General features: G+C 43.3%; 15 protein-coding genes and 1 other annotated feature. Of the genes, 5 read left to right on the top strand and 10 right to left on the bottom strand.

Going from position 1 to position 18,066, the window contains the following annotated elements; genetic code table 11:
• Nucleotides 1–258 precede the first annotated feature (258 nt).
• The 5 genes from L5M17_RS06660 to thrA form a co-directional block, all read right to left on the bottom strand.
• Nucleotides 259–1,116 carry a substrate-binding periplasmic protein gene (locus tag L5M17_RS06660; protein ID WP_263146103.1) on the bottom strand — a complete coding sequence of 286 codons (858 nt, stop codon included), beginning with the start codon at nt 1,114–1,116 and terminating at the stop codon, nt 259–261.
• Between the two features lie 280 nt (nt 1,117–1,396).
• Nucleotides 1,397–1,690, bottom strand: coding sequence for a hypothetical protein (locus tag L5M17_RS06655; protein WP_028760793.1), 294 nt, complete (start codon nt 1,688–1,690; stop codon nt 1,397–1,399).
• Nucleotides 1,691–1,974: 284 nt separating this feature from the next.
• The gene (gene thrC / locus L5M17_RS06650; RefSeq protein ID WP_263146100.1) at nt 1,975–3,258 is read right to left on the bottom strand and encodes a threonine synthase; all 1,284 of its coding nucleotides are present in this window, start codon (nt 3,256–3,258) and stop codon (nt 1,975–1,977) included.
• Nucleotides 3,259–3,328: 70 nt separating this feature from the next.
• Complete coding sequence (gene thrB / locus L5M17_RS06645) at nt 3,329–4,291, bottom strand: homoserine kinase (RefSeq protein WP_263146098.1); 963 nt, start codon at nt 4,289–4,291, stop codon at nt 3,329–3,331.
• Complete coding sequence (gene thrA / locus L5M17_RS06640; protein WP_263146095.1) at nt 4,288–6,756, bottom strand: bifunctional aspartate kinase/homoserine dehydrogenase I; 2,469 nt, start codon at nt 6,754–6,756, stop codon at nt 4,288–4,290. Before thrA ends, thrB begins: the two co-directional genes overlap by 4 nt.
• Before the next feature lie 641 nt (nt 6,757–7,397).
• Here thrA and slyD point away from each other — a divergent pair.
• Both slyD and L5M17_RS06630 read left to right on the top strand, forming a co-directional pair.
• Nucleotides 7,398–8,054 carry a peptidylprolyl isomerase gene (slyD, locus tag L5M17_RS06635; RefSeq protein WP_028760797.1) on the top strand — a complete coding sequence of 219 codons (657 nt, stop codon included), beginning with the start codon at nt 7,398–7,400 and terminating at the stop codon, nt 8,052–8,054.
• A 237-nt stretch (nt 8,055–8,291) separates the two neighbouring features.
• Nucleotides 8,292–8,663 (top strand): hypothetical protein, encoded by a 372-nt coding sequence (locus L5M17_RS06630; protein WP_263146093.1) that lies wholly within the window; start codon nt 8,292–8,294, stop codon nt 8,661–8,663.
• Nucleotides 8,664–8,727: 64 nt separating this feature from the next.
• On the opposite strand, the gene trpR is transcribed toward L5M17_RS06630, so the two are convergent.
• Nucleotides 8,728–9,003, bottom strand: a complete 276-nt coding sequence (gene trpR, locus L5M17_RS06625; protein WP_028760799.1) for a trp operon repressor — start codon at nt 9,001–9,003, stop codon at nt 8,728–8,730.
• Nucleotides 9,004–9,193: 190 nt separating this feature from the next.
• Between trpR and L5M17_RS06620 the strand changes: the two genes are divergently transcribed.
• The gene (locus tag L5M17_RS06620; RefSeq protein ID WP_263146091.1) at nt 9,194–9,643 is read left to right on the top strand and encodes a c-type cytochrome; all 450 of its coding nucleotides are present in this window, start codon (nt 9,194–9,196) and stop codon (nt 9,641–9,643) included.
• Between the two features lie 73 nt (nt 9,644–9,716).
• On the opposite strand, the gene L5M17_RS06615 is transcribed toward L5M17_RS06620, so the two are convergent.
• Nucleotides 9,717–10,409: a cytochrome b/b6 domain-containing protein gene (locus tag L5M17_RS06615; protein ID WP_113940655.1), complete on the bottom strand. Its 693-nt coding sequence runs from the start codon at nt 10,407–10,409 to the stop codon at nt 9,717–9,719.
• Nucleotides 10,410–10,708: 299 nt separating this feature from the next.
• Here L5M17_RS06615 and hpf point away from each other — a divergent pair, with 299 nt between their 5' ends.
• Together hpf and L5M17_RS06605 are read left to right on the top strand one after the other, a co-directional pair.
• Entirely contained in the window at nt 10,709–11,065 is a 357-nt protein-coding gene (gene hpf / locus L5M17_RS06610) for a ribosome hibernation-promoting factor, HPF/YfiA family (RefSeq protein ID WP_263146089.1), read from the top strand.
• A gap of 1,635 nt (nt 11,066–12,700) precedes the next feature.
• Nucleotides 12,701–12,817, top strand: a sequence feature (Phe leader region).
• A gap of 41 nt (nt 12,818–12,858) precedes the next feature.
• Complete coding sequence (locus L5M17_RS06605) at nt 12,859–14,853, top strand: chorismate mutase (RefSeq protein WP_263146086.1); 1,995 nt, start codon at nt 12,859–12,861, stop codon at nt 14,851–14,853.
• Nucleotides 14,854–15,028: 175 nt separating this feature from the next.
• On the opposite strand, the gene L5M17_RS06600 is transcribed toward L5M17_RS06605, so the two are convergent.
• The 3 genes from L5M17_RS06600 to L5M17_RS06590 form a co-directional block, all read right to left on the bottom strand.
• Nucleotides 15,029–16,324 carry a cation:proton antiporter gene (locus L5M17_RS06600; protein WP_263146083.1) on the bottom strand — a complete coding sequence of 432 codons (1,296 nt, stop codon included), beginning with the start codon at nt 16,322–16,324 and terminating at the stop codon, nt 15,029–15,031.
• 43 nt (nt 16,325–16,367) lie between these two features.
• Entirely contained in the window at nt 16,368–16,703 is a 336-nt protein-coding gene (locus L5M17_RS06595; RefSeq protein WP_028760805.1) for a hypothetical protein, read from the bottom strand.
• Between the two features lie 156 nt (nt 16,704–16,859).
• Nucleotides 16,860–18,035, bottom strand: coding sequence for a hybrid-cluster NAD(P)-dependent oxidoreductase (locus L5M17_RS06590; RefSeq protein ID WP_263146081.1), 1,176 nt, complete (start codon nt 18,033–18,035; stop codon nt 16,860–16,862).
• Between the last annotated feature and the right edge of the window lie 31 nt (nt 18,036–18,066).

Below are 18,066 nucleotides of genomic sequence, written 5' to 3'. Positions count from 1 at the left end.
GGACTTTTGTAAAAAACCACAATCAAGTCCAAAGCATGACAATTGAGCCCAACAAGCTAGCAGAATTTGATAGAGAGTTCAGTAACTTCAAGTCAGAGAAGTTTTAGCAAATGTGTCACATCTTAAATCGCGGAGGAGCAACTGAATAAAAGACAAGATTCTTTAGAGGAAAACATCAAAGATCATAGCGTTACCATATTGCACTAGGATAAAAATATACCAGAGTCGGACACGAGTGGCTAACGTGAAGGGCTAATGTTAAGGGCTGACATACAGCGTCTTTAGCGGACTGTTTAGGCGGCTCATATTAGACTGTTTCGCCAGTGTCATTTGTTGCCATTTATTGATCACTCGTGCAATTTCACCGTTATCCATCAATGCCTTAATCGCATGATTAAACTGCTCTAACTGGCTTGTCTTGATACTCGCTTTGCTGAACATTAAATGAATATGGTTTTGATCTAACACTAACTTAAGTGGCACTAGCTTGATGCGTTGATGCTGGCTGGCGATATAGGGCATGGCTAAGGTATCTCCGACGATCATATCTCCCCTACCGTAGATAAGCATTTGCACAGACTTATCTGAGTCTGGACTTAATACTAACAAGTGCTCCTGCTCTAATCGATATTGAGATTCTTGATAATCTGCACCATACCAACCGCTAGAAGGGACAAGTAGACGCAATTTTTTGGTAAAAATGTCCTCCCATTTATCGATATTAATCTGATCTTTTTGCTCATCGAGTACAAATAAGCGCAGCTCTTCATCCCGGTAATAGGTTGAAAAAAGAGCATAGTTTTGACGTTCATCCGTCATAGTCGCTCCCATCAACACATCTAACTGTCCTGCTCGCAACATCTGATGCGAGCGCTTAGCGGGCACATTAATAAAATGAACTTCACAACCAAGATACACTGCAAATGCCCGCATCAGATCCACATCTAAGCCTTGGGCTTCTCCTTGAGGATCTTGCCAAGCATAGGGAGGCCAATCGTTGTAACCGACTTTAATCATGTTCTTACAAGGTAAAGGACTATTGACCTGCGACGCACTTACAGCGGGCAAGACTAAAAAAAGCAAAAATAAGACAGGAACGTATTTAAACCATGGCATAGGCTAAGTTATTTGCCTCTTAAGTTGACGATCCTCTCTTGATTAAGATGAAGTATAACGATTCAGCGTCAGACTTCCGCGAGGGGGTTCTACCTCAGTAAGCGTAGTTGTCACTTAGATAGCGCGCCATAAACACCGGCGAGATCACAGTAATTAGCCTAAAAAAGGGCGAGGAATAATAACAAAAAAGCACAACAGCCAAGAGTGAGATCTAAACGACTCACTATGCTGCGATAAAGGCTAAGCCTGAACGCAGGAAATAAAATAAAGTTTTATAAATTTAAATCAGACACTTATAAATAATAGCAACAACTTTAGTGGGATCCCCCATATCGACTTGTAACCAAACTATGTGTGTTCCCCCCAATTCCTCACCCTGAGCCGTGGCGGACTCTTTAGCTTCATCAAGCCGGTTTTCATGGCGGCTCACCCCAGTGACTAAAGCAAAACTATCGCAGTGGGTGACTTCAAAATCGTAGGCCACGTTAATGCGACGATATAGTTCATGCTGCTTGGTCGCACATCCAGATATTAAAACGCAAAAACATGTACTTAACAGAAAAAATTTAGACAAATCAATTAACCCACAGATTAAACACGCGGGTGAACATAACTAATTGCAATAGATAAAATTGTGAACAATGTCACATATAAGAAACCAAGGATAATACAGAAAGTTACAAATATTAATTAAATATCATGCAGTTAACTAATGGTTGTTTTATGTTCACTGGTAACACAAGCTCATCAATTCCTCACCATAAAACTCACACTTGTAAAAAAAGGGAGCCAAGCTCCCTTCCTGCTTTTACGCCATGTTATTCCACTGCTAGGCAGACATCAGTAGGGCTAAAGCCCTTAAGCTAATATTTTGAATAAATGCATTTTTAATGCAGTAAAATCTGCCGCTAATTCCGCGGATAAGATGGGCTTACTCGCAACAGCTTCAAGCTCAGGCGGCAAGGGTAAGTTAAGCGTTAATTCTCTATCCACAACATCCTTAAATTTAGCGGGATGCGCCGTCCCCAAGAATATGCCCACTTCATCGGGCACTAAGGTTAAAGATAAGGCCTTAGCTGCAATCGCCGCATGGGGCTCAGACACATAACCCTGTGCATGCAACTCAGCTAATGCCTGTGACGTTTGTTCCTCCGATAAGCGAATACCCACTAAGCTACTCAGTGGCCAACCTAATTTCTCACAAATGGCTTCCACACGCGGCCAGTTACTGGGCTCACTCACATCCATGGCATTGGACATAGTCGCTTGAGTCGGATTGGGCTGCCATTGGCCATTGTCTAAATAACGCGGCACTGTATCGTTGGCATTGGTCGCGGCAATAAAGCGTTTAACCGGTAATCCCATCGCTTTAGCGAATAAACCTGCGGTGAGGTTGCCAAAGTTACCACTTGGCACTGAAATCACAGGATCGGCTTCATGGCGTTGTTTAGACTGGGCAACCGCTTCAAAGTAATAGCAAATTTGTGCGAGTAAGCGGCTGATGTTGATAGAATTTGCCGAGTTTAAGCTCAACCCATCGCGGACTTCGGGATCATCAAAGGCGCGCTTAACCAGATCTTGGCAGGCATCGAAATCGGACGAGACGGCAACTGTATGGATATTCTTGCCCAACGTCGTGAACATCTTTTCCTGTAGTTCACTGATCTTGCCCTTAGGATAGAGCACCACCACATTGACTTTCTCAAGCCCATAAAAAGCATCGGCAACCGCGGCGCCAGTGTCGCCCGAGGTCGCAGTCAAAATGGTTAAGCGCGTGTCGCCCACAAAGGTATTAACGCATTGCGCCATAAAACGCGCCCCAAAATCTTTAAACGCCAGTGTTGGACCGTGGAATAATTCGAGGCAGGCACGCTGCTCATCGACGGCAACCAAAGGTAAATCAAAGTTAAAGGCACGCTCAACTAATTCATCGACCGCATCTTGGCCTAACTCAGAGGCAAGCCATGCGCCGAGTACTTTTTTACTGCGCTCAACGAATGGCAACGCCAGCAGCCCTTCAATATCGTCTAATACGGGTATTTGACTAGGAAAGAACAAACCTCTGTCTTTACCTAACCCCAGCTGTACCGCCTCTTTAAAGCTCACTTTCTGCGAAGGGTGTTTTAAATTATATAGTTCCATGCTCACTCAACCTTTTGATGCTAAACCTTAAATGCTAATTTGGGGTACTTAGTCTTAGCTAAATTAACTATTAATCGACTCTACGCGTGCCTTGCTCATCGAGGCGACACACGTGGGCAAAGCCCCCAACCTCGGTTAAATAATGCTGTTCTAACCAGGCTTTAGCCGCATTTGCCGTGGCTAAATCATCGGTAATCGAAAACAGCGTTGGGCCACTGCCGGAAATCCCCGTAGTCAACATGCCTAAAGCGGCTAAAGCGGCTCTGGCCTTGTCGTAACCCGGGATCGCGGCGGCGCGATAGGGCTCGGCTAACACATCTTTTAATACGTTGATCGCAAGCTTGGCATTCTGCTGGTAAGACGCATGCACAAAGGCGCTTAAATAACGGCCAAAATCGATAGTGACACTTTTATCATATTGATCTGGCATGAGTTTGCGCATCATTGCCGTTGAGAGTGAAATCCCTGGATAGGCCACAACCCAATACCATTCTTTAAAGCTGGGTATCGCTTCACAGACATTGCCCGGCACATTGAGCATCAATTGCATGCCGCCCAAATAACAGGGGGCAACGTTGTCATAGTGCACACTACCGCTGATCTTCCCTTCAAACTCGCCCATCAGTTCCAGCAGTGCTTGCTCGTTATAGGGTCTATCAAAATGTTCATTCAGGGCATATAACGCCGCCACGACTGAGCTTGCACTCGACCCTAAACCACTGCCGACGGGCAGGTTCTTTTCCAGTGTCAGCGCTACGCCTCCATCTGCTTTACCCAGCGCAGTTAAAAACTCCTTACTCATGGCTGTTAAGAAGAATTCGGCACATTGGTACACAATATTGTCTTTCGGATTTTCAGGCAGTTTATGGGCCCAAACGCCGGTCTGTATCAGACTCACACCCGACGCTGCCGCGGCGATAGTCACTCTATCGCCCAGTAAACTGCCATCAATCGGCGCTAATGCAGCGCCTAATAAATCAAATCCGACGCCCACGTTACCCATAGAGGCTGGAGCGTAAACGGTCAAACTCATACACTCACCTCACGAGTCCAATTCAAGGTTCTTAATACATCGGCAAAGGCACCAGCAGCGGTCACTTCAGTCCCCGCGCCATAGCCGCGTAGCACAAAGGGAATGGGCTGATAATAGCGGCTATAGAACGCTAAGGCATTTTCACCGCCTTTAACGCTATAAAGCGGACCCTGTGCATCCACTTCGGCGATACGCACACGGCACACACCATCCTCAATTTGCCCAACATAACGCAGCACTTTACCTTGGGCTTTGGCCTGCGCCACTTTTGCGGCAATTGCGGCATCAACTTGCGGTAATCGTGCCATAAAGCTTTCAACATCACCTGAATCATCAAACTCGGCTGGCAATACAGATTCAACCTGCACATCACTGAGCTCTAACTTTAGTCCCACTTCACGGGCAAGAATGAGCACTTTACGCGCCACATCCATACCACTCAAATCATCACGGGGATCGGGCTCAGTAAAACATTTTTCCCGCGCAAGACCTGTCGCTTCAGAAAGTGTCATGCCTTCATCGAGCATGCCGAAGATAAAGGATAAAGAGCCCGATAAAATACCGTTAAACTTATGCAGTTTGTCACCCGCAAATAACAGTTTTTTCAGGTTATCGATCACAGGCAAACCCGCACCGACTGTAGTTTCATATAAGAATTGGCGACGCTGTTTTAATGCCGTTTGGCGCAGTGCTTGATAATAAGCATAATCGCGAGTGTTCGACTTTTTGTTCGGCGTGACAACATGCAAACCTGAGTTCATCACATCCAAATACAGATCCGATACTTGCTCGCTCGAGGTGCAATCCACCAGCACAGGGTTTAGTAATTGTTGCTCTTTCGCCCATGCAAGTAACGCTGGGATATCGCAGGCTTGCTGGCTATCGGCAAGCAAGCTAGACCAATTGCTTAAGTCGATACCCGCACTGTCGAGTAGCATCTTGTTCGAATTCACTATGCCGCAAACACGGATACTGATGTGCTGCTCTTTGAGCATGGCAGACTGTTGTTTTATCTGCTCGAGCAGGCCTGCCCCTACATTGCCGCAACCCACTAAAAACACATCTAAATACTGCTGCACATCGAAAAAGCCTTGATGACAAGCCGCCACCGCATGCTTAGTCTTACGCTGCTCGATCACAGTCGAAATCGACCGCTCGGACGATCCTTGAGCGATAGCGATAATATTCACGCTTGCCTGCGCTAACGCTTGGAAGAAACGCGCTGCCACGCCTTTGTGGGTGCGCATGCCATCACCAATCAAAGAAACGATAGCGAGCTCATGACGCATAGCAATAGGTTCAAGCAAGTCACTTTTTATTTCTAATTCAAACTCTTGCTCTAAGGCCCATTTCACTTTGGCCGAGTCAGACGTCGCCACACAGAAGCTAATACTGTATTCAGAGGAGCTTTGGGTGATTAAAGACACAGACACGCCGCTGCGAGAAATCGCCGCGAGAGTACGGCTCGCCATGCCAACCATGCCTTTCATGCCTGGGCCTGATATATCAAACATGGTCTGGTTATCTAAATTGGAGATAGCTTTAACCTGTAAGCCCGTTTCATCGGCTTGGTTTGATACCAGAGTGCCGGGCGCATCGGGGTTAAAACTGTTTTTGATATAACAGGGAATATGGAACTGGGCGATAGGCGCAATCGTCTTAGGATGCAGCACCTTAGCGCCAAAATAGGAGAGTTCCATCGCCTCTTGATAGCTGAGTTGTGATAACAGCTTAGCATCGGCAACCACACGGGGATCGGTATTATAAACACCGTCAACATCGGTCCAGATTTCACAACTTGACGCATCTAAACAGGCAGCGAGCACAGCAGCAGAATAGTCAGAACCATTACGGCCTAACGTCACCACTTTGCCCTGTTCATCGGCGGCGGTGAATCCCGGCATTACCCATACGCGCTTTTCACCTAATGCCAACGCACGAAACCTTGGCTTACTCACAGCGATATCGACCACGGATTCTAACGGCCGACCACGACCCAGAAACAAGGCGCGCGGATCGAGTTGAGCAGATGTGATCCCCTTAGATAGCATCACTTGTTCCATCAAGGCTGCAGATAAACGCTCACCTGCCACCACGATTTCAGCACGTATGCCATCAGGACACTCTTGCAGTAAGCTAATGCCACGTAATCTATCCTGCCAAATCACCAGCTGTGCATTAAGTCCAGAAAAGAGCTGTTCACTCTGCTCACTCGACAACATTGAAATAACAGCATCTTGGTATAGCGAGGTAAATACCCGCTCAACATGCTGCAGCACAGACGAATAATCTTCACCTTTAACGGCTACATCAACCATTTCTAGTAACGCATTTGTCACAGTCGCCGGGGCCGATAGCACAGTGGCTATGGGTTCAAGCTTAGATGACTTAGCAACGATATCCGCCGCCATCGAGAATCGCTGCCAATTTGCAAGCGAGGTACCACCAAATTTCATTACTTTCATCTTGTTCTCCTGTACCGCGCCCGACTTAGAAATAAGAGCTAGAAACAAAAAAGCCCGCTTCTTTGCGGGAAGCGGGCTCATCGTTAAAATTTTTTAGGGTGTATCAGCCCGCCCCCACTGTTGTTGTAGTGGTGGTTGTAATAATGGTAGTTACTACGAAACCTAGGCTATGCATGTGTTTGGGCTAATCCATGTTAATTTCTTGATAAACAGAATTGCTTTTTTTACCCGCGCTTGTCAACCCCTAAAATGGATTATTTATAGGCAAATATTAACGCTCGATAAAATACTGCATCAAGATTCGTTAATATGAAGTTTTCTAGGGGTAAAAATGCGATTTACGCAATAGATAACTGTTGACGTCAACGTAATATGGTACGAATACAATTATATAATTACTTGTTTTACATATAATTATTTATAGTTCACTTTAAAATAATGCGTTATTTGTTCTACCTCATCATTCAGGCTAAATTGACAGGCTAACGAGCAAAAATCACATTACTCATCCTTTCTACCGTAAAGCACCGACAAATTTGCCTAAAAAAAACCTGTGCGATATCTAACATAAGCCACTTCAAATTATCGCCAGCACTAAAAAAGCACGTTATTATGCGCGCACATTACGAATTGGAGGCGATATGAAGATCACTCAACACAGCGCGGTAACCATTCATTACCGTTTATCAGATCAAGAAGGCAGACTATTAGAAGACTCCTTCGACTCTGAACCTATGCTATATCTACACGGCACTGAAAACCTGATCCCAGGTTTAGAAGCCGCATTAGATGGTAAAAGCAAAGGCGAAAAACTCGATGTCACTATTAGCGCCGAAGAAGCCTATGGGCCTTATCACGATGGCCTACGTCAAGCCGTGCCATTAGAAGCCTTTGGTGATATCGAAGATATCGTCCCAGGTATGCGCTTCATCGCTGAAACTGAAATGGGTCAGCGCCCAGTTCAAGTCATGGAAGTAAAAGACGATGTGGTTATCGTCGATGGCAACCATCCTTTAGCGGGCCAATCGCTCAATTTCAGCGTCGAAATCGTTGACGTTCGTGAAGCCTCAGCCGAAGAAATCGCTCATGGCCACATTCATGCCCAAGGTGGTTGTGGAAGCCATGGACATGATCACGACCACGGCGGTGGATGCTGTGGCGGTTCAGGCAAACAAGAAGCGGGCGGATGTTGTGGTGGTTCAGACCACGATCATGGACACCACCATGAAGAGCACGAAGCCTGTGACACACCTAAAACAGGTTGTGACGGTAATGGCGGCTGTGGTTGCCGCGGCTAAACAAAGCCTGATACCAGAAGTTAAACGAGAAGTTGTTTATCCGTAAGTGATTAAACTGCCATGGTTTAACCTTTTAAGATGCACGCCCTTAATTTAAGGTCGTGCATTTTTTATACACAAGCGTTTATAATATTCGTAATAGATAAATAACTGACTGGTAAATTGAAGTATTCAAATTTTATATGAATATTTTCAATTAGATATTGATATCAACCTAAGTTAAGCGACGGAGTGCTTATGTTAACCAAACCACTTTACGAAATTTTGCCTTTTGGCTACATGGCGCTCGGTAGTTCGAGTTTTATTGCACTCGACATCAACTATGCCTTGATAGCGGCAACTGTGGTATTTGTATTAGGTGCGAGGATCTACGTTATGCGTTCTCAAAACCGTCGAACAGACTCGGCCAAACGACGTAAATCGGGTTATCTTCCCGAGATAATTTATAACTTTATACCTTTTATCTATCTCTTAGCGGCGCTGGCTATCTTTAAATTCCTTCCCAAGGATCTTTACCCAATTCTGGCTATCTGTTTACTCAGCTACGGCTTATACATTCTGGTTCGTCGTTCCCTCTATCGTCGTCATAAGCTTCCCATCACGCCTTAAGGCTTAGTTCTATTCACCACAGTAGGAGCAGATGATATTCACAAGAGTTGTATCCACATGAACACTAACCAATTAATTTTTGAACTTTCGCCCTATGCTCAGAAGACATATTCTTCAAATAATTAGAACAACGTGTAATCGTTGCAATACTGACTTCATATTCCGCAGCGATATGCCTTTGACTCATTTCCCCGTCTAGCAGCAATTGAAAGACCTTCAAACGTCCGGCAACGGCACTACGTTCTTCTTCGGTTAACAGTAAATGAAACAACACAGAAAGATCTTCATAATTGCTGTGGCTCAAAATTTTTTCTAATACTAGATCCCAGTTAGCTCGCATAATCACCCTCATAAGTACTGTTCAAGCATTACATTAGCAGTCTAACAGATTTAGCCTACTTACAAATAAATTGTTACGTTTAGCAGTCAGATCCAGACAAAAACTGACAAAATTGCTTCTAGTACATCAAGTTAATTTGTGTACAATAGGAGTGCAATGTCACACTTCGACGCTAATTTGTGAGAATACGATGAAAAAATTACTACTTACTCTCGTTGCCAGTACCTTATTGGCTTCAACTGCTCAAGCACACAATTTCGAAGACTCTAAAGATGCAATTGAATACCGCCAATCTGCATTTGGTCTTATTGCTTATAACTTCGGCGATATGGCTGCCATGATGAAAGATAAAAAACCTTTCGAAGCAGAAACCTTCGCAATGCGCGCAACGAATGTTGCTGCATTATCCAAAATTCCTTTCGAAGGTTTTATTGATGGCTCAGACAAAGGTGATACCGAAGCCCTAGCCAAAGTTTGGCAAGACAGAGCTGATTTTGATGCAAAAATGAAAACCTTCCAAGAGAATGCTGCCATTCTGGCTACTGTAGCTCAAAAAGGTAATCAAGCTGAAATCAAACAAGCCTTTATGGACACAGGAAAAAGCTGTAAAAGTTGTCACGACATTTATAAGAAAGATTAATTTGACGTTGTTTTTCCCATCAAAAAGCCTGCTAAATAGCAGGCTTTTTGTTGTTCCAAAACTAAGTATAAATCTACAGAACTTGCACTATTGGCCACATTAAATAGCCAAATACCACTGCCGCGCATACTGTGAACAGCACTAAAGCAAGCCACTCAGACTTGAATCGAAGCTCGCTCTTCGCACTTGATGAAAAAGCAACCTTCGAGACTTTCTTGTAACCACTGATCATAGCACCAACTAACTTATCCCCTTTCATGGCATGAATAATCACAGCCAGTACATGAATGGCACTCAGCAAGAGAATAAGGTTAAAGTTCGTTTTGTGTAACCAAGTCAAAAATCCACTGGTATCTGAACTGACATAGCTATATAGCGGACCTTCGGTAAAAATATCATCGGTCGCAAAAAGGCCTGTAACTAATTGAAGGCTAATGATCCCAATCAACGCGATGACCATATAGCCACCGATAGGATTGTGCCCAAGTACCACAGACATCCCTTTAGTTCGAATCGATCTCAAGTAATCGAGTACAACTTTGGGGTGATGAACAAAGTGGCTAAACCTTGCCGTATCGCTACCAATGAGCCCCCAGAGGATCCTAAATCCAATAAGGATCAGCAAACTATAAGCAAAAATTTGATGCCACTGCATTTCGCCCGCATCGGCACTCCACCATAAAAGTGCCAACAGACACACCATACCCCAATGGAAAATTCGCGTGGGTAAATCCCAGACCTTAATTTTAACATGTTCAGTATTCATAAAATGGGCAAACTCAAAGTGACCGAATGGAATAAGTAGAGGTATTTTATCGGGATTCGGGATGAAACTTAAAGTAAATATAAGTAAATAAGGGCAAAGACTGCGGAGTTATCCCATCGAATATGACCCCATTTAGCTGGCAATACAAGGCTTTTGGGCCAAGAATTATTGATATTTGTCTAAGTGATCAAATATCCAACGAACAGTATCTAATGGGCACAAAAACGTGATCTACATCTCGTTTTATAGTGCGAACCTTGGTAATCTGAAATCCAAGGAAACAACAGAAGGTTCGAAATATGCTAAAGATTACTAGCAAGCAACTTGAAGTCACATCTCCTATTCGCGAACGCATTGAAAGCCGTTTTGAAAAACTTTCAAGGCATGATGTGCAAATGATAAATCCCCATGTAATCATTACGGAGGAGAAACCTGGTTTCAAAATTGAAGCATCGGTTGGCATCCCAAATGGAGAACTCTTCGCTCAAGCAAAACATGAAAATTTATATACTGCGATTAACGCTATGGGCCAAAAATTAGAGAAGCAGCTCAATCGCATAACACACAAACCTGAAGCTCAACGCTCCACATCACTAACACCGACTAATGATGTTGTTGAAATTGACGACGAGTACGAGGAGGAAGATGCGGCATAATTTAAATCTGGTGAGTGCGAGAAACGCATCACTTTGAGAGCAATAAAGTAGAAATATTTAATCAGATCACAGTTTTTAAAAAAGCTTAGTGCAATCATTTTAATGATGAAAAAAACAGTTCTTTTGACTAAATACCTACTACACTTTACAAAGTGACAGCAAGAATCGAAGTGGTGCGGATTTAAATCGTTTCAAATATTGATTTACTTTAAATTTTGATTTACAAATATTGATTAACAGATCTTAAGTTCTAAGTAACGTTACTGGATATAACTAAGGAGCACTACTAATCTAAGCTATATAGTTTTAAGTACTAAGGTTTACTGTTAATGATTAATTTTACTTATAATTTCTACGTTTAAAAGTTCAATTTTTATTTTCAACTAGGTTCCACTTTCAATAGCAAGTTTGGAAAGGAGGCAACACAAGAGCGAACAATTTGATTTTAGAAACAATCAAGTATGTTGGCATTCACTAAAAGTAGTACTCAATTTTGACCCAATATCAGGATGACCACCAGAAACAAGCGGCATTGCTGAATACCAGAGTTAACATAAGGAGCCGAGTACAGTACAACGAGTACATTAGCAAAACCTTTAACTATCAAATTGTTTATATTCACAATGGAGGCTCAGGTAAACATAAACAAAAATCACATTTACAAAAGCTACATGAATAAAAGCGTTTATTGTAAAATGGGCCGGCACCAATGCGTGCTAAACACTGAGATAAATGAGGTAACAACTGTCACGTTTAGTTAGATGTAGAGATGTAGATTATTTATATAAAGAGAGTCATATTTACACTGATATGATAAGTTAGCGTTTTTAGCGTGAGATTTAATGTAGGTGTTTAATGTAAGTGCAATACGTTGGTTTGATTAAAAGTCATTAGTTTACTTAGTGTTATTTGTATAGTAAAAACTGTAAAACGTATAAATGTTTATTTATGTAATGTGTTAACGTTTACCATTAGTTGAGTTTTGATATTTATAGACACCTTAAATAATGTTTACTTATCAATTAAAAAGGAGGAAATCTAGACTTGACGAAAATTGTAATAACAGTAAATGAGAGCTTTTTATACGTTCCATGTATTAACATGTTAGGTTTTAAAGTAAAAAGTAATAATGGTAATAATGTAAGTAGCAAGACCTAAACGCGTGACAAGGCTAAGCTGTTCTTACAGCAAAATGTACCTAGTACAACCAATGAGCCGTAAATCGTTTATTTTTAAATGTTCGTTTTGTTAGTGTTAGTTTTTAATGTTATAGCTCCATGCAAGTGTTAATTGTTAAAATATAAGTGCAAGACATGTCAACGTAAGTTCGCTGGTACTGCAAACTGCATAGTTTCAAGGTTATACGCTATGCTGCATAAAGTACTTGTTAATGTTCATTATAAATGCAAGTCGTTATCTAGTGAGTTGTCAACGTTTTACTGTTACACGTAAATGTAAGATAAACGAATGTGTTACCTTGTCCCACACTGACCATAAGGAGGATAAACTCGCTTGACCATATATACATACTTGAACCAAACCAGCGCACCCTCGGGTGCGCTTTCTTTTTAGATTACCTTTAAGAAAGTTTTGATTGACAGCTAAGCCCTAGCCCTTTAGTTTTAAGACCATGAAAATGATAACAGCAGCTTTTTTTACTTTCTTTTTTACACCCCCACTCTAGGAGGCGGATTTACTGTGTAAAAACGAAAGTAAAAATCCAAAGCCTCCCAACTGGGAGGCTTTTTTGTCTTAAACGATTGATAAAATACATGGCGGCAATTGAGGTCAGAATGCATACACCACAGCCTTTAAATCAAACCCGAGAGCAGATCACCCATCTGGATAATGAACTGCTGGCATTACTCGCTGAGCGCCGTCGCTTAAGTTTAGAAGTAGCCCGTAGCAAAGAAGTGGATGTCAGACCCATCAGAGATACTCAAAGGGAAAAAGAACTGCTCGCTCGACTCGTGAAAGAAGGCAGAGAGAAAGGATTAGATGCCCACTATGTTATCTCCCTTTACCAGAGCATCATTGAAGATTCAGTATTGAATCAACAAGCTTACCTTCACGGCCGCGCCAATCCAGAGACACAAAAACAACAGTATTGTATCGCTTACCTCGGTGCTAGAGGTTCATACTCTTATCTCGCAGCGACACGCTATTGCCAACGTCGCCAAGTTGAAATGCTGGACTTAGGTTGCCAAAGTTTCGATGAAATAGTGCAAGCCGTTGAGTCTGGACATGCTGATTATGGTTTCCTACCGATTGAGAACACATCTTCAGGTTCAATCAACGAAGTCTACGACGTGCTACAGCACACCAGTCTGTCGATTGTTGGTGAAACGACGATTGAAGTCAGCCATTGCCTACTAGGAAAAGCTGGCAGTAAATTAGCTGAGATCAAAACTGTCTATGCCCACCCTCAGCCTATTAGCCAATGCAGCAGATATTTAACTCAACACAAAGACTTGAGACTGGAATACTGCTCAAGCAGCGCAGAAGCAATGGAAAAGGTAAACCAAAGTCCAGATAACAGTGCAGCAGCGATTGGCAGCGCCGAAGGTGGTGCACTCTATCAACTTGAGTCCATAGAAGCAGGTTTAGCGAATCAGAAGATCAACCAAAGTCGCTTTATCGTTGTTGCGCGCAAAGCCGTTGCCGTACCAGAGCAGTTACCCGCTAAGACTACATTGATCATGGCAACAGGCCAAAAAGCCGGTGCTTTAGTGGAAGCCTTACTTGTTCTAAAAGCGCATCAGTTAAACATGAGTAAATTAGAGTCACGCCCGATTCCAGGAACACCTTGGGAAGAAATGTTCTATTTGGATATCGACGCGAATATCTCCAGTGAATCCATGCAGGCGGGTTTAAAGCAACTCGAGCGGATCACCCGTTTTATCAAAGTATTAGGCTGTTATCCTTGTGAAACAGTCAAGCCCACACAGCTGAGCAACAGCCAGCTACTGATTGAGCCCAGCACCTCTAAGGATCAAGTCATCAGCGAAAATGGTGCTAATGCCAGTCCAGTTCGATATAGCAAAGCCTATAAAGAGCAAGCCAGTGAAATAAACTGTGGCGCAATGACAATCGGTGCAGGGCATGTCGGTGCCATAGCCCAAATCACACTGAATAATGACATTTCACACTTAGCGTTATCGGCTTTCGAGCAGCAAGTGAAGCAGCTTAAAGAAGCGGGATTCCAAGCCGTTTTGCTCAGCGCTGTTAATCAACTGACTATGGCAGAAGTTACTCTCGCTAAACTACGCCAAATCCTGCATCAATATGGCCTAGTGTGCATTATTGCCATAGCGCAAGAAGCCGATATGCCATTAGCAGTCCAGCACGCCGATATGTTATTCCTCGCAGGCAAGCAGATGTTTAACCAAACTTTACTGACTCAAGCAGGAACCCTACCGATACCTTTAATACTTGAGCGTAACGATATGGCAAGTTTTGAAGAATTACTCACGGCAACAGAAGTCATTTTAAGCCAAGGCAATCAGCAACTGGTTCTGTGTGACTCAGGCATTAGAACCTTAAATAACGCCAATCTACCTTCACTCGATTTAGCGAGTCTGATCCAGATTAAAGCCACGAGCCATTTGCCGATTTTGATCAACCCAAGTTATGCCGTATCAGATGATGCCCTATTGGTTCAAACACAAGGAATTAAACAGCTTAAAGTGGATGGATTGATACTCAATTGTCCACTATCTAGCAGTGATGACCATGAGTCGCTTAACTTAATAAGCGCTGTGGTAAGGGAATTATATCGGGCAAATTAAAGCTTTGATCTTGAGTGATTTAATTTAAAGTGAAATGTGGTTAGTTCGAAGTGTGTTAAGGGATAAATGAGGCTTCTTTTATCCCTAATTGACTCAGACAAGCTTGCTAGCCAGTGTGGATGACTAGCAGGCTTAATATTGTTTAGTATTGCAGCGCAGTGATCCTTTATGCATTTTAAGAAGAGCCAATAGCACTCGATGGTTTAGTAACGGCATTACTCCTACGGATAAGCCCTGTCATAGTAGAGCCCTGCACTAAAATCGAAAATACGACGACGGCATAGGTCATCACTAACAACAACTCCCGCAGCTCTACACCACCAATAGCATCTATGACGATACCCTCAGGCAAACTCATCGCCATAGCGAGGGCTAATCCTCCCCTTAAACCACCCCAAATCAAAATCGTCTCAGCATAGGGGTTGTATGACTTAAACAATCGAAAGCCCAAATAAGGTAATAACACACTCATTGCACGAGCCAACAACACTATTGGTATAGCCACAAACATAAACCACCATAATGGCGCTTTGAAAGTGACTAACAAAAGTAATAAACCAAGCAATAGGAAGAGTAAGGCATTAAAGAAGGATTCAATCAGCGACCAAAAAGTAAATAGTTTCACTCGCTCATTACGAGCAAAAAACTTAGGCACGCTGAAATTTCCTATGATGATCCCCGCACTCACCATAGCTAAAGGACCAGAAACACCAAGCACATCCGCCATGACATATCCCGCGGTTGGGATCAGCAGGGTAACCAGCATTAATTGCGTTTCTTCCTCGCAGTAGCGGAAAAAATGATGCAGCAGAAAACCAAGCACGCTACCGTAAATAACCCCACCTACCGCCTCACGAATAAATAACTCAGAGATATGGATAAACGTCAGTGGCTCGGTGGAGAAAGCCAATTGCGATATTGCCACAAAAATCACTAACCCTATGCCATCGTTAAATAAAGATTCACCTTCTACTTGAATCGCAATATCTTCCGGCGCACCCATTTTCTTTAAAATAGCCAAAACAGCGATAGGATCGGTGGGCGAAATCAAGGCGCCGAACAGTAAGCAGTGGCTGAATTGTAGCGGGAGACCCAGCATAGGCGCGAACCAAAATAACAGCCCACCTATAATAAATGTCGACAATAAAGTGCTTATAAAAGCAAGGATTAGGATCTCCCACTTTTGATGCCTCAATATTTTTAAGCGGATTTGTAATGCGCCGGCAAAGAGTAAAAAACCGAGCATGCCATTGAGCAGTAAAGCTTGAAAATCGAGTTTCTCTAAGCCAGAGACAAAATACACATAAACGTCCCCACCTAAAGCCTTTCCCCCAAGGAGCAACAACAAACTCATTCCTAGGGCAATAGCAGTAATGGCCACAGTTTCCTGCAGTTTATGGACGCGAGAGGAGATAACCGAAGTCACTAGCGCCAACGCGCAGAGGACACACAGAATTTGGTAGCTGGACATAAGAGCCTCTAAAAATCATCAATTTAGAGACTCTAGCACAAGTTTAGATTTCTAAACCATCCAATAGACTTAACCACCCTTTAATGATCCTGTGACAAAACCAAATGATCCCAAAGAGATAAATCGAAAGACTGAGCCAAGTCAGTGGAACGCAATAGCCGAGCACTAGCAAGCCAAGAAAGGCGAGATTAGAATGCCGTTGCCAACGCAAATGCGACGCCAATAATGGATTACCATGGAATTGGCGTTGGGAAAGATTAATGAACAAACTTAGCAGCACAGGAAGTAATAATAAGGGAAAACCCGACATCAAGGCGTACAACAAATGTCCCAGAGTACGGTCTTCAATTTTTGCGGCATAAGTGGTTGTCATTGTCATTGAGAGACTCCAGCCAGACTAATAGACTGGGCGCAAACATCATACGCCCTTGTCATTAACCTTACGTTCTCACTGAGATAAGCGCAACTAAGGATTAGAAATATTTCCATCCATTTAAAAATAAGTCACAAGTAAATGACGCTAATTAGCAGCACGTTAAAGTTTAAGTGTCACGTCGGATGCTAATGTTGTGGAGCAAGCGAGTACAAAACCGGCCTCAATTTCTGCAGCAGTCAGTGTCATCACGCTTGTCGATACCGTTTCTCCCTCCAAGACTTGACACTTACACGCGCCGCAAACGCCCGAACGACAGGCTGCAATAATCGGCAACCCTTCGGCCTCAATTCCCTCCAGCAGACTTTGTCCTTGATTTAGCGTCGTGCTTCGATCGCCAATAGACAAGGTAAAAGCCCCTTCAGGTAGGTTTTCACTCGTTCCATCTGACGAGTTTGCTTGCATAAGCTGACTGCGGGCAACTTTCTCGGCCGTGGCAAAACTCTCATGGTATAACCGACTCATATCAAAATTGAGTTCGACCAATAAGATTTTTACCGCTTGCATATAGGGTTCTGGCCCACAAAGGTAGATAGTACGCTCTGCAAAATCAGGTACTAAGGTTTTTAGCATCTGTGCACTTAACCGCCCGAAATCGAATGCTATCTTTGGTGAACACCCCAGTGTTTCAGTGACAGTCTCAAGTGCGTAGCTGAGCTTAAATGCATTAAAACGGTTGGCCATAGTCGCCAATGATGACTTAAAAATAATATCATTCTCTGATCGCGCACTGTGCACAAAGGCAATATCGGCATCAATTTGTGTATCAGTCAGATAACGCGACATAGAGTACATGGGGGTAATACCGCAACCAGCACTCAAAAAAAGGTATTTCTGCGCCGTTATAGCTAATAGATTAGCATCTAACTTTTCAGTCTCTGGCTGTTTATGGCTTAGCCGAGCAATATCAAACAGATTAAATTGTCCCGCGGGCGGCAGCACTCGTACACTCTGGCCGAGTAATAGATTGTCGATAAGATAATTAGATACGAGTCCACCCGCAACACGCTTAATCGTCACCATCAAGGAATAGGGCCTAGATGGCGATGATGACAAGGTATAACTGCGGCACACTTGCTCGCCATTAATCTCAAGCACAAAGGTCATAAACTGACCGGGTTTATAGTCAAACTTCATCGGCTCGCCCGCTTGAAAACGAAAACTCACGACATCCGAGGTTTCATTCCAGCGTTCGACGCACACTAATTGATTAACACTTCCAGGTTTATGGGGCGAAACCGATAATGCCCGCGCTCCCGCTATCACACTCATGTTCATAGCATTTACCCACAAAACACTGCGGCCTCAG

It is taken from the genome of Shewanella sp. SW24 (assembly GCF_025653395.1).
In the GTDB taxonomy this organism is placed as follows: Bacteria; Pseudomonadota; Gammaproteobacteria; order Enterobacterales; family Shewanellaceae; genus Shewanella; species Shewanella oncorhynchi.
The sequence above is the reverse complement of the archived record's forward strand: the minus strand, read 5'-3'. Positions and strand labels throughout refer to the sequence as shown.

What these genes read in the sequence shown, in the direction of transcription:
- L5M17_RS06590 (WP_263146081.1), bottom strand. Translation starts at nt 18,035, where the DNA reads ATGAACATGAGTGTGATAGCGGGAGCGCGGGCATTATCGGTTTCGCCC.
- L5M17_RS06615 (WP_113940655.1), bottom strand. Translation starts at nt 10,409, where the DNA reads ATGAATACTGAACATGTTAAAATTAAGGTCTGGGATTTACCCACGCGA.
- L5M17_RS06605 (WP_263146086.1), top strand. Translation starts at nt 12,859, where the DNA reads ATGCATACACCACAGCCTTTAAATCAAACCCGAGAGCAGATCACCCAT.
- hpf (WP_263146089.1), top strand. Translation starts at nt 10,709, where the DNA reads ATGCTAAAGATTACTAGCAAGCAACTTGAAGTCACATCTCCTATTCGC.
- thrA (WP_263146095.1), bottom strand. Translation starts at nt 6,756, where the DNA reads ATGAAAGTAATGAAATTTGGTGGTACCTCGCTTGCAAATTGGCAGCGA.
- L5M17_RS06630 (WP_263146093.1), top strand. Translation starts at nt 8,292, where the DNA reads ATGTTAACCAAACCACTTTACGAAATTTTGCCTTTTGGCTACATGGCG.
- L5M17_RS06660 (WP_263146103.1), bottom strand. Translation starts at nt 1,116, where the DNA reads ATGCCATGGTTTAAATACGTTCCTGTCTTATTTTTGCTTTTTTTAGTC.
- thrB (WP_263146098.1), bottom strand. Translation starts at nt 4,291, where the DNA reads ATGAGTTTGACCGTTTACGCTCCAGCCTCTATGGGTAACGTGGGCGTC.
- L5M17_RS06595 (WP_028760805.1), bottom strand. Translation starts at nt 16,703, where the DNA reads ATGACAATGACAACCACTTATGCCGCAAAAATTGAAGACCGTACTCTG.
- L5M17_RS06600 (WP_263146083.1), bottom strand. Translation starts at nt 16,324, where the DNA reads ATGTCCAGCTACCAAATTCTGTGTGTCCTCTGCGCGTTGGCGCTAGTG.
- thrC (WP_263146100.1), bottom strand. Translation starts at nt 3,258, where the DNA reads ATGGAACTATATAATTTAAAACACCCTTCGCAGAAAGTGAGCTTTAAA.
- L5M17_RS06620 (WP_263146091.1), top strand. Translation starts at nt 9,194, where the DNA reads ATGAAAAAATTACTACTTACTCTCGTTGCCAGTACCTTATTGGCTTCA.
- slyD (WP_028760797.1), top strand. Translation starts at nt 7,398, where the DNA reads ATGAAGATCACTCAACACAGCGCGGTAACCATTCATTACCGTTTATCA.
- trpR (WP_028760799.1), bottom strand. Translation starts at nt 9,003, where the DNA reads ATGCGAGCTAACTGGGATCTAGTATTAGAAAAAATTTTGAGCCACAGC.